At 57.3% G+C, this 12,811-nt stretch carries 12 protein-coding genes; 3 read left to right on the top strand and 9 right to left on the bottom strand.

Going from position 1 to position 12,811, the window contains the following annotated elements; translation table 11 throughout:
* Positions 1–230 precede the first annotated feature (230 nt).
* A complete protein-coding gene (locus GH665_RS28020) occupies positions 231–2,078 on the top strand; it encodes a golvesin C-terminal-like domain-containing protein (protein WP_167531015.1) in 1,848 nt (615 codons plus the stop codon).
* A 382-nt stretch (positions 2,079–2,460) separates the two neighbouring features.
* On the opposite strand, the gene GH665_RS28015 is transcribed toward GH665_RS28020, so the two are convergent.
* From GH665_RS28015 to GH665_RS27995, 5 genes are all read right to left on the bottom strand, one after another.
* On the bottom strand, positions 2,461–3,390 hold the full coding sequence (locus GH665_RS28015; protein WP_153140484.1) for a 2-dehydro-3-deoxygalactonokinase: 930 nt from the start codon (positions 3,388–3,390) through the stop codon (positions 2,461–2,463).
* 83 nt (positions 3,391–3,473) lie between these two features.
* Positions 3,474–4,658, bottom strand: coding sequence for a mandelate racemase/muconate lactonizing enzyme family protein (locus GH665_RS28010; protein ID WP_153140483.1), 1,185 nt, complete (start codon positions 4,656–4,658; stop codon positions 3,474–3,476).
* Between the two features lie 19 nt (positions 4,659–4,677).
* The gene (locus GH665_RS28005) at positions 4,678–5,637 is read right to left on the bottom strand and encodes a dihydrodipicolinate synthase family protein (RefSeq protein WP_153140482.1); all 960 of its coding nucleotides are present in this window, start codon (positions 5,635–5,637) and stop codon (positions 4,678–4,680) included.
* 425 nt (positions 5,638–6,062) lie between these two features.
* Positions 6,063–7,412: a HAMP domain-containing sensor histidine kinase gene (locus GH665_RS28000; protein WP_153140481.1), complete on the bottom strand. Its 1,350-nt coding sequence runs from the start codon at positions 7,410–7,412 to the stop codon at positions 6,063–6,065.
* Complete coding sequence (locus GH665_RS27995) at positions 7,409–8,122, bottom strand: response regulator (protein WP_167531014.1); 714 nt, start codon at positions 8,120–8,122, stop codon at positions 7,409–7,411. Before GH665_RS27995 ends, GH665_RS28000 begins: the two co-directional genes overlap by 4 nt.
* Positions 8,123–8,283: 161 nt before the next feature.
* On the opposite strand from GH665_RS27995, the gene GH665_RS27990 reads away from it, so the two are divergent.
* A complete protein-coding gene (locus GH665_RS27990) occupies positions 8,284–9,240 on the top strand; it encodes a MipA/OmpV family protein (protein ID WP_153140479.1) in 957 nt (318 codons plus the stop codon).
* A gap of 202 nt (positions 9,241–9,442) precedes the next feature.
* Entirely contained in the window at positions 9,443–9,778 is a 336-nt protein-coding gene (locus GH665_RS27985; protein ID WP_153140478.1) for a hypothetical protein, read from the top strand.
* 26 nt (positions 9,779–9,804) lie between these two features.
* Here GH665_RS27985 and GH665_RS27980 read toward each other — a convergent pair whose 3' ends face one another.
* From GH665_RS27980 to GH665_RS27965, 4 genes are all read right to left on the bottom strand, one after another.
* Positions 9,805–10,404: a hypothetical protein gene (locus GH665_RS27980; protein WP_153140477.1), complete on the bottom strand. Its 600-nt coding sequence runs from the start codon at positions 10,402–10,404 to the stop codon at positions 9,805–9,807.
* 153 nt (positions 10,405–10,557) lie between these two features.
* Positions 10,558–11,190 carry a LysE family translocator gene (locus GH665_RS27975; RefSeq protein ID WP_153140476.1) on the bottom strand — a complete coding sequence of 211 codons (633 nt, stop codon included), beginning with the start codon at positions 11,188–11,190 and terminating at the stop codon, positions 10,558–10,560.
* Positions 11,191–11,361: 171 nt separating this feature from the next.
* Entirely contained in the window at positions 11,362–12,300 is a 939-nt protein-coding gene (locus GH665_RS27970) for a helix-turn-helix domain-containing protein (protein ID WP_153140475.1), read from the bottom strand.
* A 123-nt stretch (positions 12,301–12,423) separates the two neighbouring features.
* A complete protein-coding gene (locus tag GH665_RS27965; RefSeq protein ID WP_153140474.1) occupies positions 12,424–12,792 on the bottom strand; it encodes a cupin domain-containing protein in 369 nt (122 codons plus the stop codon).
* Positions 12,793–12,811 lie beyond the last annotated feature (19 nt).

Raw genomic sequence — 12,811 nt, 5'->3', positions numbered from 1 at the left:
TTAATACCAGCAATTCCAGGAACGTTTCAGATATACGCGAATTTCAATCGATCTCCGATCAGCTCATCATTTTAAATTCGGACAACTGAGGACTGTACCGACTTCTCGATTCCCCATCGAAAATCTGCGTGAAGATCGTGTGTTGAAGATCACTGTCCGGATTAAATGAGATTGGACATAACCAGACAAGGAGGCATCATATGTCTAGTATTACGACGTGGGCGGCGCCATTGCGCGCCGCCTTGCGGTTGCTGCTTACGATATCGGTATTCTGGATAGCTCAGGCCAGCTTCGGTGTGGCGCAGGCGGATGTCATCGTCGACAACACCGGCGCAACCGTCACGGGCAACTGGACGTCATCGTCTTTTGCGCCCAATTACTACGGGTCTGACTACCTGTATTCGACGGCGGGCGGCACCAGCGCATCCGTGGTCTGGCGTCCCAGCTTGCCGTCGGCCGGTCGCTACAACGTCTACTACTACCTGCCCAACGGCGGATCTGACCGGACAACGGCGGCAAATTTCCAAATCAACTACCAGGGCGGCGTCAAGTCCTACTCGGTAAATGAGCAGGTAGCAGGTGGGCAGTGGTTGCTGCTCGACACCCTGGACTTCGCCGCAGGCACCACTGGCTTCGTCACGCTGACCAACCAGGGCGGCCAAGGCTATGTGATTGCGGACGCAGTGAAATTCGCGCCCGCTTCAGTGTTCAGCATTACTAATAATGCCAAACAGACGATCCTTGGGCTGGGCGTTGAACTGCAAACCGACAGCATCGGATCGGGTAACAACGGCCTGCCGCCGCAAGTGGAAGGTATCCCACATGATCTGATTGCCTCGGAACGCGTGCGCTTGTACAAAGACATGCTCAGTGGCTTTCGATACGCGCGTCTGGCAATGGGTCTGTTTTACCGCGGGCTGTCCGCCGACCAGAAGACGATCGGCCCTCGCTATGCGAGCCAGAACGCCGACCTCGCCGAGCTGATCAATCAATCCGGAATGGAAGGTGTGGCTGCGGAATACTGGTCGCCCGCGCCAGGCTGGAAAACGAACAACAACTACATTAACGGCGGCAAGCTGAAGCAATTCGACGCCGGATTTCTAGGTCAGTTTGGTGACAACGTCGTGGCCGAACTCAATCAACTCAAGAACGCAGGCATCCCGGTCGTCATGTGGGGACTGCAGAACGAACCCATCTATTCCACCCCCTATTCATCGTGCACCTATTCCGACCAGGAGTATTACCAGACCTTCAAGGTGGTCGCACCCAAGGTAAGAGCCGCGTTTCCAAACACGCTTATCCACGTCAATAGCCTCGATGGGCAGGACGAACTCGTCAGCAGCCGGACTGGACCGGGACCGATTGCCTCGGACCCATCCACCCTGTCCTATGTCGACGCATGGACGTGGCATCGCATCGGCACCAACTCCTCCGAGTTGATCAACAATCCGATGTTCACGGGCAGTGCGTCGGGAAAGGCCGTGTTCAATAATGAATTCGAGTACCTCGACGGGCAAACCAGCAGCGCGCGGCTCATCAACACCGCTAACTCGATCATGAACTGGATGACGTTCGAGAACTCCCCGACCTGGTTCTGGTTACACGCGCTGAAACCGTCTCGCGACACGGTAGCTATGGGATATGGCCTTGGCGTGTGGCGCGTTCCGGCCGACTCCGACTATACGAAGTGGCCTAATGTCCAACCGGGTTACTGGGACTACATCCCCACTAACTACAACGCTGTCGCCGGCTTCCTTGCCCATATGCCATGGAATTCGGTGCGCTACGAGGTCACGGAAAGCAGTGTCGATCCTTTGCGCCGCGTGATGGCCTGGAAGACGCCTGCCGGCAAGCTGGTGTTCGCCGTGACGAACAGCATCGGTTCGGAGATGGGCTATCGCATCAACCTGCCTTCTGCCCGGCTCTTCACCGGCTACGCCTACGACTCCATGCCTCGTAACCAGACGCAAGCCGACGGCACCGGCCAATACCAGGGCAAGACGCTTGGCATCAAGTCAGGCAACGTGCTGGACATTCGCATACCGGATCAGACGATCCAGTTCTGGGTCGAGAACTGATCGGAGGCCGCTGCTTCAACCCGTAGCAGCTATGTGCGGAGAATTCCACGCAGACGATTCGAGAAGGCGTCACCTGACGGAAATTGTGGACGGTAACGGAACCCAGTTTCAGTCTTTCGAGGGGATTCTCTCAGGCGAAACTCATCCCCTCGATCTTTTAACCTGCCGCTCCCTCGGGTGGCAGGTTTTTTTTAGGGACTTTTGTATTGCAATACCGGACGACAAGGATCACAGCAGGAGCGACTCGTGGTCGAGTGGCTTTCGAGGGGAAAATGCAGCTACCTGACGTAAGTAGTTTCAGCAAAGACTGGCAGCCTGCCTCACCGCATTACCTGCCCCGGAAGTCATAGAGTATCCGATGCAGGCGCACTCCCGATACGAGTCAGGCCGACGCTCTTTCCATAATCCCCGCCTCTGTGGCGATCCGGATATGACCTCGAACCGTGGCGCCTTCCCCGGCACGGACCGACTGGAATCCGGCTAACCGTAAAACGGTCTCGTAACGCTGGCACAGACTATCGTCTCCGATCAGGGTGACTGGTTTTTCTGCAGCACTTGCGATCCGCTCCCGCTCCCTCGCACTCTTCACTTCCAGACCGATAAGAATCCCCGACAGATAGTCCGGCAATCCAGCCGGCGGCACTTCGTCCATCAAACCAGCAGTACGCGCCGCGAAGATCACGTGCGTAGCCTGTGACTGGTCGTCCAGTCCCAGTTGTGCGCCAGCCACGAAAGCCTCGTGATCGCTGGCTCCGAACTGCATCAACCGGCCCAGGATGCCGTGTTTCGTCAACAGGCCATACAACTCACCGGTCATATAGGTGGCGAACTTCCTGATGCGGGATTGCTCGCCAACAAGCGCCCATTTGCTGTGCGTACCGGGAAGAACGCAAATGGTGTCCGGGCCTACATCGGCGCCCCATATTTGCGTCTCCTCACCGCGCATCACGTCGTACATCCGGGTTCCCGCGCCGCAGCGCAATCCGGGAATAATGTGCATCGTGACCCTGTCGGACAGTGGGAACGACGTGAGCGAGCGGGCGACGCTCGCCGGCGTAGCCGGGCAATCCACGTACGGCGCCTCGACCCAGCCTTGCCGGCTACCGATCATGCCGCTCGCGATTATCGGGCAGCCATGATCAGCAATCCAGTCACTGCATAGCGAGTTGAATGACTGTAGAAACTGTCCGTCTTTCACCGCCATCACGCCGCCTTCGGCACTTCTTGATCCGACTATCCAGCCTTGCGCAGACACGAGCGTTGCTCGCAGATTCGATGTCCCCCAATCCAGGCTGATAAACGGTTGGTTCATAATTTGTAATCCTTATTATTAGTTAGAAAACTCAATGTGAACCGCAGTAGCGAAAATGCGCTTCTGCCGGGTAGCTCTAACAGCTAGATGACCGCTTTCTTCTGGACGAACTGCCACAGCCCGTCACGCGGCTCAACGCCGAGCCCCGGACCATCCGGTAGCCGGAACGCACCGTCCTCGCAACACATGGTCGTTTCGAGGTACTGGAGATTGCGATCGAAAACGGTATGCTGATATTCGTGCATCGGTACGTTCGGGAGCGCTGCGGCCGCATGCAGACTCGCCGCCTGAAAAATACCGATCCCAATGCTCGCATGTGGAATCACTTTCACATGGAACGCGTTCGCCATGCGCGCAATCTGCATAAACTGGCTGATGCCGATGTGTCCCATCTCCGGCTGGACAATCGACATCGCCCGCTTCTCGAGACGCGGACGGTACTCGTAGACAGTTCGCCACTCCTCTCCCAGAGCGAGTGGCACCCGGATGTGGCTGCCCACGTGGGCCTGGCCCTCGATATCTTCGGGTTGGCATGGGGCTTCGACGAAATACGGGCGATACGGCGTCAGCCGGTCAACCAGCTGAATGGCTTCCTGAGCCGTGAACTTCCAGTGCAGATCGACCATCAGCTCGACACTGTCGCCGAGCCCTTCACGCAATGCACGCATCTCTTCGACGATCCCGTCGGACGATACCGCAGAGTGATACTTGAACGAGCTGAAGCCTTTCTTCACGAACGATCGGGCCAAAGCGACACGTTCGTCGAGAGACTTGCCGGGGAGTCCGGAAACGTAGGCAGGTATCGACGTATGGCGCTGTCCGCCGATGAGTTTGACTACAGGTTGACCGACCAGCTTGCCGAACAGATCCCAGATCGCGATGTCGACACCCGCGATCGCGTCGACATAGTAGCCGCCAAAGAATCCGCGCACGCGCATCATGTCGTACAGGTCTTCCTGGATCACGACCGCGTCGCGCGGATCACGGCCCGTCACTGCGGGTCCAAGCACATCGTCGATGATCGCGGTCACCGCTTCCGGCGCGACAATGCCGTACGTTTCGCCCCAGCCGATCGTACCGTTTTCGGCGGTGACCTTGATCAGCACCGACATGTCAGTTGTCGGATAGATTGTCTTGTTGCCCTTTCGGATCAGATAGCCGCGGCTATTCACCTGCTCGTCTTTACCAACTCCGCCGAGATACGGTACTTCGCGAGGAATCGATATGATGAACGTCTCGACCGATGTGATCCTGAGTGAGTGATTCATATTGTGAACCTGCCTTGAGCTAGACCGTGCCATGAATACCGGCCCCGACAGCGGAGAGCACCTGCATGGGAACAAGAAGATCTTCGATGTCGCGCAGGAAACCATCGACGTCTGCTGCATCCACCTCGTCCAGCAGCGGGCCCGCCGCGCGCTGCAGCCTGCATTGAATCAGTCCGCGCCGGTGTAGCACATATTTCGTCAACGACCAGCGGAACACGGCCTGTACATTCAGTATCGGCAGCATGCGAGTAAACAGTTCCCGCACCCGATCCGCCTGCCCCGCCCGATGTGCGTTGAACAGCGCGACGTGAATCTCGGCAAGCTCGATCGCCGGCATCGTGCCGCATGCGCCGCGCCGGAGTTCGTCGGTAATGTACCGGCCGCCCGCGCCGCCAAACACGCCGAGCATCGTCCCTGGCGCATCGCGAATGACGATAGACAGGCGCTGTCCGCTCGGCAACGTCTCTTCCTTGACGTACCTGATATCCGGCACCGCGTTCAGAATCTCGATCAGCACAGCCGGATCGAGCCCGGCCCCCACCGGCGCAGGAACATTCTGCAAGACGATAGGCGTGTGAGGCAGGGCTTGCGTAATCGCGCTGAAGAATTCGATCTGCGCGTGTGCCGTCTTGCGATCTGGCGGAACCGCGATCATCAACGCCGCTGCGCCGGCATCGACAGCAGCCTGCGCGAGCTGGACGAGCAGTTCGAGATCGGTAGTTGACACCCCCGCAACCAGGGGGACCCGGCCGCCGATTTCATCGAGCACGATCCCCGCAAGCGTCAGCCGCTCCTGCGCGGTCAACTGGCCAAATTCGCTCGCGACGCCGGGATAAGTGATCCCATCCACGCCCACTGCGATCAGGTACCGCACCAGCCTGCGAAGACTTGCAACATCGGGCTTGCCATCCTCCCCGAAAGGCGTGGGCAGCACGGGAAACACTCCCGATAGCGGCTCGCGTTGTTCCGGTACATTCATTACTGATTTCTCCGCAGTGTGAGAGAGAAACGATCCCGTCGACCGTTCGCATACGTGATGCGACTCTATCACAGCAGCTCAAAAAGTTCCATTGAATAGAACTTAATGCGGAGATGCTGCCGTCTCATCCCATTTGGGAATCTGCACTTTTAAACGCTCGGCTTCAGATATTTTCCATACACAACATCGATAAAATCGCATAATTTCAATGTGTTATTAGCGAAAATGCCTTTCAGCCGAATTACATCTCGTGCCATGAACGTCAAGGAATGACGCCAAATCAACTGGGGATGATGAGATATTTGTTTCGATCAATGGACCAACAATGATAATCCGGGCACCCCACCGATGCACGCCGTCACTGCCGGCAAGGCCAGCGTCGCGAGCCTCGATTCGGCTCGCAAGACACAACAACGCCTTGTCAATCAAGACACCATGGGCATCGCAATCCTTGCCACCAATCCCCCGCCCTCGCGGTTACGAAGCGTGATATCGCCACCATGAGCCTGAATGACAGCCCGCGCTGATGTGAGCCCCAATCCCATCCCCCCAGTGGCACGATTTCGCGACTGTTCAAGGCGGAAAAAGGGGGTGAATACCTGGTTGAGTGCATGAGGCGGAATGCCGGGGCCTTCATCGCTAACTTCGACAATGATTTCCGCCATGGAGCAGTTGAGTTCCAGTTGTGCGCAATATCCATATTTCAAGGCATTGTCGACCAGGTTCATGCAGGCACGCCTGAAGGCGAATGGACGCCCACTGAACGCGAAGCGATTGGGACCCATATAGACGACAGGCTTTCCGTGGTCGCCGCAATCATCCGCAATGGTGCGCAGAAGTCCCGCGAGGTCAAAAACCGTTGCCTCCTCGTCCTTGTAGTCGTCCCTGAAGAAGGACAACGCGGAATCTGCCATGGCTTGCAAGTCGTCGACGTCCCGGAAGAGGCGCGCTCGCTGATCTTCGTCTTCGATGAACTCTCCCCGAAGGCGGATCTTTGTTAAGGGCGTACGCAGGTCGTGAGACATGGCCGCGAGCATCACAGTCCGGTCCTCCACGAACGTCCGGAGTTGCGCCTGCAATGCATTGAACGCCGCAATTGCCGCGCGCAATTCTCTCGGCCCGGTTTCGTGGACAGGGCCGGCACGCGGATCGCCACCGATCCGCCGAAGCTCCTCCGCGAACCGCCTGATTGGCTTCGAGAGAAAATAGGTGGCAAGCACGGATGCCGCGAGAATCGACAGTGCAACAAATCCTAGTGCTATAACTATCTGGGTAGGTTGCGGCCCCTCCCAGTCGCGGTGCATGCCTATAAAAACAAGCCAGCTGCTATCGCGGAGTTGAACCGCAAGAAAAAAAGCATCGGGATGTTTACTCCGATCGAATCGCACAGCATCGGATAGCGGATCATTCAAATCGAACAATACGCTTCGGAGTTGGCGCCCATCTATCCAGAACCACTTTGCCAGGTGTGGAGACGCGTCACGCGGCTTGGCCGCAGCGAGGAGCCTGGAGGTCGGCGAGGTGGCGGGATACCATTCGGCCTTATTGGAAAAAATATCGACAGCACCAGCCAGTCGCGGGCGATCGATCGCTGAAGCGGCGTCTATCATGCGGACAGTATCGTCGGCCCGGTCCAGTCCAGCCACCTCGCGAGCCGTCGGCCCGGTGAACTGGCTAAGGATTGCGCTCAGAATCAGTACCCCTATGATTGCCGCGCCAACCGTCATGGCGATCCGCCACGCGATCGTATCCGGTGGCCGCAGTCTGATCTTCATCCCCGTCGAACTGATGGAGTAAACATGTAGCCACCGCCCCGAACAGTGCGGATGACGGAAGGCGTCTCCATATCGATATCGAGTTTTCGGCGAAGACGGCCAACCTGTACGTCGATGCTTCGATCGTAGACCTCACGTGACGACCCACGCGCGAGGTCGAGGAGCTGGTCACGCGTCAGTACCCGTTGAGGGTGCTCCGCAAACGCGAGCAGAAGGTCGAATTCGCTACTGGAGAGGATAATCAGCGTGTTGTCCGCAGACCGCAGTTCCCTTCGGGCGATATCCAGACACCAGCCGCCAAACGAAAGTACCGGTCTCGTACTTGTGCCCGGCATGGCTGCCTCGGTTTGTATCGTCCTTCGCAGCACGGCTTTGACCCGTGCGAGCAACTCCCTTGCGTCGAATGGCTTTACCAGGTAATCGTCGGCGCCCATTTCGAGCCCCACTACACGATCGACATGATCGGCTACCGCTGTGAGCATGATGACCGGTACCTTCGATGTGGCGCGTATCCGCCGGCATAAGCTGAACCCATCCTCGCCCGGCAGCATGATGTCCAGAATGACGATATCGATCTGCTGGACATCAAGTGCAGCAAACAGACTTTGTCCGTCGATCGCAACACTCACGTCATGGCCATGTTTACGAAAAAAAGCCGTCAGCAAGGACCTGATGTCCTCTTCGTCGTCAACCACCAGTATGTGCGGCATGTAAGTCATTCCCTATGCTAACTCGCAGCGCGCCACGATTGATGTCAGTTGCGTGCCCCCAATATTTCAGTGCAGACACATTGTATCGACGCTGAAACATAACGCACATCATGCCGTTGAATCTCCTGCGTAGTCTTGAAGTCCCCAACTGGAGGTTTTGAATGGCAATCTCACCGAAATCCGGGCTTCGCGTCAAAGCATTCATTCTCAGCGCCTGCAATGTTTCAGCTCTGACAGGAGCGCGACAAAGAAAGCATCGGTGGGTCTTCTTCGGTAATGACCGCGGCGATGTCGTGCTGTTTCAGCCAACCAGGAGAGACCGCCCGCGAGAATATGGGGTGCTGCTGGCTGTGGCATCGTTTTTCCTGAGTTCCGGTATCGCCAGAGCGCAAAACGTCAACAACCCGGAGAACTCCAGCTTGACCATCCTGAGCAATGCCGCCAACGTTACTCACTGGGGACTCGGTGGCGGCGTGGGTATTGAACCATCGCCATACAGAGGCGACAGCATGAGGGTCCTGCCGATCCCGCTTTTCTATTTCGATAACAAATGGATAAGTGCCTTCGCGACGACCCTCGATCTAAAAGTCGGTCAATGGAATGGCGTGACCCTGGCCTTACGTGGCAGGGTGGGAATTCTGGAGGGATATAAGGCATCCGACGCACCGATCCTGAACGGTATGTCGAATCGGGACGGTGCCACGTTCTGGTATGGCCCGGCAATCGGGTGGCATTCCGGATTCGGCACGTTGACGGCCAACTACCTGATCGGTGGAAACAAGGGACAACAAGCCACCGTTGAATTCAGAAAGGCCTTCGAATTGGGGAGCTGGACCATTGAACCTCATGCCGACGCCAGGTGGCTCGACGACAAATACGTCAGCTACTTCTATGGCGTGACGCCATCGGAGGCGCTGGTGGGACGGCCTGCCTATGACGGGAAGTCCACTGTAAACGCCACAATCGGGACGAAGATCGGCTATCGGATAACGCGACATCAGTCAGTTAGTCTTGATCTACAGGTAACCCATCTCGGTAGCGGAATTTCCGATAGTCCGCTCGTTGGGAAACGTTTCATTCCCGCAGCCAGACTAGGCTACCTGTATCGATTCAAGTGAGAACAACGATGCTGCCTGGATCCGACTCCCACTGCAATCAAGTCGCCAGACGCTATTGCCCAAACGTAGATCGCATGTTTTATTGCATTGGGCGCGTGAGTAGGACGGATATTCGGGCGAACACCGCGCGATAAATACCTTGCCACCTCGCGTGCCTGTAGCGGCCGCGTGATTAACCCGCCGCTCTTTCCGGAGTAGATCAATGCTGTTTGCCGCGTCTCCAACGCCGTTTGCCACGTCTCGCACCAGACATGCTGTTCGCGAGAGATACCGGTCCAAAGAAATCACGGACTCGCCTCCAGGTCTCAGCACCCTTGCCGGCTGGTACGCATACCGTTCAGAACCGAATGAACCCGGTACGCCGCAGGACAATGACTGCATCGAATTCGCGAACCTATCCGAAGCTATTCAACAGATTATCCAGCTTCGTGAGAGTCTTCGTGAAACGCGAGAAGAGATCGCAGTCCTCGCCGAAGCGCTGGAGTATGCCCGAAGCATCTACCATGAAAAAAATGAGGATAACCAGTCGAGCAGCTGAAGACGTCGCGTCCGGGAATGCATCGATTATCGAAGCTCTGTTTTGGGAAGCAGCTTGCGCCGAACAATGATCAGGATACAAACACCAACCGACGCCACAATGTTGACCGTTGGATAAAATGCAACGGCCACGCTCCACGTTCCGAGCGCCAGCACGGCCAGAAAATATTTGAGAACACACAACGCAAAATAAGTGAGATTCTCACTCCAGGGATCGTGAACAGTCTTTCGGACGGTCGGACCAAGACCCGCAAGTTCAATGAGCGTCACAAGACAGACTGATATCGTAGGGTTCTTCGTAAGCACCCAGATCGGGATCGCTGACAACGCGATACCCAGGAATAACCAATCCGACTTTGCCCTGCTTCTCTCGCCTCTGAAAATGCTGGCCACGAGCGTGAGAAAGCATGTGATCGCGATCGCCGCCGTGCACCATGCTGAAGGACCCGCACCCGCAACAAATCGACCAGCGGCAGCGATCGCGGTCACGACCGACCAGATTAACCAGCTAAACAGATGAGGGCGAGTGGTTCGCCTATAGATCGCATAGCCATACGGAATGGCCGCTAAAAGAGACACGGCAGAGCCGATAATTCCCGCTAAAAACTGCAACTGATCGTTATCCACTACCTCGACCTTTCGCAAAAGAACTTGCCACGTGCTGTCTCATGCAAATTGACGTGTGCGGCTTCAACCTCGCCATGGCCATAGCCGGCAGCGTCCAGCCCGGAACGGCCATTCAAACACCCGATTTCACGGCCTGCCGCCGGGGAGAACCTGCTAGGCGGTGTGACGCCGGTATAGAGCCAAAGACCCCGCGAGCGCGACCAACACAGCGCCGCAAGTCCGCTCGAGCCATAGCGCGCCAGACTCCTTCAGCAGCCGAATTGCTCGTGCGCCGAGCAGCGCATAGCCGAACATGATCGAGCAATCCAGCATCGCGAAGGTTATGGCGAGTGCCACGTACTGCGGCGCAAGCGGTGCGGACGGCGCGATAAACTGGGGCAGAAATGCGGAGAAGAACAGATACCCCTTCGGATTGGTGACCGCGGTAAAGAAACTCTTGAGGAAAATGGCGGCGTTACTGTCACGGCCTGCTTCGCCAGACATGCTCGCGACGCTCAGTGAGCCTTTTGACATCAACATCCGGACGCCAATGTACGCGAGGTAAGCCACGCCCACCCATTTGACGACGTTAAACCAGAACGCCGACGCTGCCAGCAGCGCACCAAGGCCAAGCGCCACTGCGAAAATCAATACGAAATCAGACGCGACCGCCCCGATGAACCCATACGCGGCGCGGCGAAGACCATAGCGGGAGCCATTGGTCAACGCCAGCAGAACCGTCGGTCCGGGCGTTACGATACCTATAAAGGCTACAGCGGCAAAAATCAGCAACGTACTTTCTTGCATGACCGTCTTCTCCGTTTCGAATAACAGGAAAATCAACTGGTCGCCAAGTATAGTTCCGCTTTCTTACCTGCGCGTCAGATATAGCCCCAGCGAGCCGCAGCGCGAAAATGCCACGCGTCTATCGCAAGAGATGCTCGCGCTAGCATCGGCAACGGTGGCACGTGACCGGATTCAGCCCTTGCGCGGTGTCTGCGAAGGCAATTCGCCGAAGAGTTGCCGGTATTCACGGGCAAAATAACTGGGGTGCATGAAACCCCATTGCGCGGCAGCGTCACCTACCATGAGCGCTTCATGACTGGTTGAGCGCAACAGGCGGTGTACCCCGTTCAGGCGAACCGAGCGTAGATATTCCACGGGCGAAACGTTAGTGACGCGCTGGAAACTGGTTTGCAGCGTGCGGCGGCTGCACCGTAACGCCACGCACAAATCGAGGATCGTCTGCGGCTCCTCCGCATGGTCTTTGAGAATGCGCTCGCTGCGCCGGACGATTTCCGTATAGGTCGCGTGCGTGACGTCACGCTTTTCAGCGCGCCCAGGGTTGAACAGCTCCAGCAGCACGCTGAGGATTTCGTCCTTGAAACGCTTGCTGGACACGGGATTCTCGAATGCGCCGGGTTGCCGCTGAAATGCGTCGAGAAAGCGGGTCAATTCTGCGCCAACGCGCTCGCCCTCCTCATCCGCTACAGGCACCAGGTTGCGCTCGAGCAACGTGCCGGCGTTCTCACCGAGTACGGCAGTAGCAAGCGTGTGCATCTCGGCACGGGGAATGCTGACGCCCAGGTAGTGCAACGTCTCCGGAGTGTAGAAACGAAACTCCTCGCCCACATCCAGTAACCACAGTGCGTAACCCTCCAGACGATATCCCTGGAAGGTTCCCGATATCGGGCGCTGGAGTGGCAACGCGAGCGACGAAAAACCCCGCGGCGGGAAACCTGCCTGCGCGACACTGCGGTTGGTCGATTCCCGGAAAAACAGGAAGTCGGGTGCCTGCACCTGCATGACGACGCTTTCGAAGCGGCCTGGCGTGAGCTGGCTATACACCTGCTCCCATCCATTCACGGCGAACGAATGATCATGCACATCGGACATTGCCCGAACCCTGAATTCCATCCCATTCTCCTACCCGCGCGCTTCGCGCCTGCCGCCCGCCACGACGAACCGGGCATCGTTCGACCGAACCGGCGCCCCGACACGCGCGGCTCGGCATCATGGCGCCGGCATGACACGCGGCACTCAGACGAATGCGAGGTAATGCTTCACGAAGCCGTCCGAGACCACTTCCCAGACCGTCGAAGTCCCCTTCGTAACGAACCACGAATCGCCGGCCTTGAAGCTACGGGTTTCGCCCGTCGACTCGTCTGTAATGCGGACCTCGCCCTCGACCACCGTCGCTTGCTCCGAGAACGGGTAAACGAGCCGGAACTTGCCCTTGGTGGTCCCGAAGTATCCCGCCGAAACAGGATCAGTCGGCGCCCCGTGCGTCATTCTGCCGAACGCCGCGACATCGCCCCCTTCGAGGATTTGCCCACCGATGTCGCTCAGTTTTCCCCAGGCGTCGAGTTCGGAAATCTTGATGCCATGTTGAATCGCGGTAAGACTCACGTATTGGTACTCCTTATCA

This window comes from Paraburkholderia agricolaris (assembly GCF_009455635.1).
Classification (GTDB): Bacteria; Pseudomonadota; Gammaproteobacteria; order Burkholderiales; family Burkholderiaceae; genus Paraburkholderia; species Paraburkholderia agricolaris.
Note: the sequence above shows the minus strand (reverse complement) of the source record. Positions and strands in the feature narration are given on the sequence as shown.

Excerpts from the sequence above, each read along its gene's own strand:
- GH665_RS28015 (WP_153140484.1), bottom strand. The coding sequence starts at position 3,390 with ATGAACCAACCGTTTATCAGCCTGGATTGGGGGACATCGAATCTGCGA.
- GH665_RS28010 (WP_153140483.1), bottom strand. The coding sequence starts at position 4,658 with ATGAATCACTCACTCAGGATCACATCGGTCGAGACGTTCATCATATCG.
- GH665_RS28005 (WP_153140482.1), bottom strand. The coding sequence starts at position 5,637 with ATGAATGTACCGGAACAACGCGAGCCGCTATCGGGAGTGTTTCCCGTG.
- GH665_RS28000 (WP_153140481.1), bottom strand. The coding sequence starts at position 7,412 with ATGAAGATCAGACTGCGGCCACCGGATACGATCGCGTGGCGGATCGCC.
- GH665_RS27995 (WP_167531014.1), bottom strand. The coding sequence starts at position 8,122 with ATGCCGCACATACTGGTGGTTGACGACGAAGAGGACATCAGGTCCTTG.
- GH665_RS27990 (WP_153140479.1), top strand. The coding sequence starts at position 8,284 with ATGGCAATCTCACCGAAATCCGGGCTTCGCGTCAAAGCATTCATTCTC.
- GH665_RS27985 (WP_153140478.1), top strand. The coding sequence starts at position 9,443 with ATGCTGTTTGCCGCGTCTCCAACGCCGTTTGCCACGTCTCGCACCAGA.
- GH665_RS27975 (WP_153140476.1), bottom strand. The coding sequence starts at position 11,190 with ATGCAAGAAAGTACGTTGCTGATTTTTGCCGCTGTAGCCTTTATAGGT.
- GH665_RS27970 (WP_153140475.1), bottom strand. The coding sequence starts at position 12,300 with ATGGAATTCAGGGTTCGGGCAATGTCCGATGTGCATGATCATTCGTTC.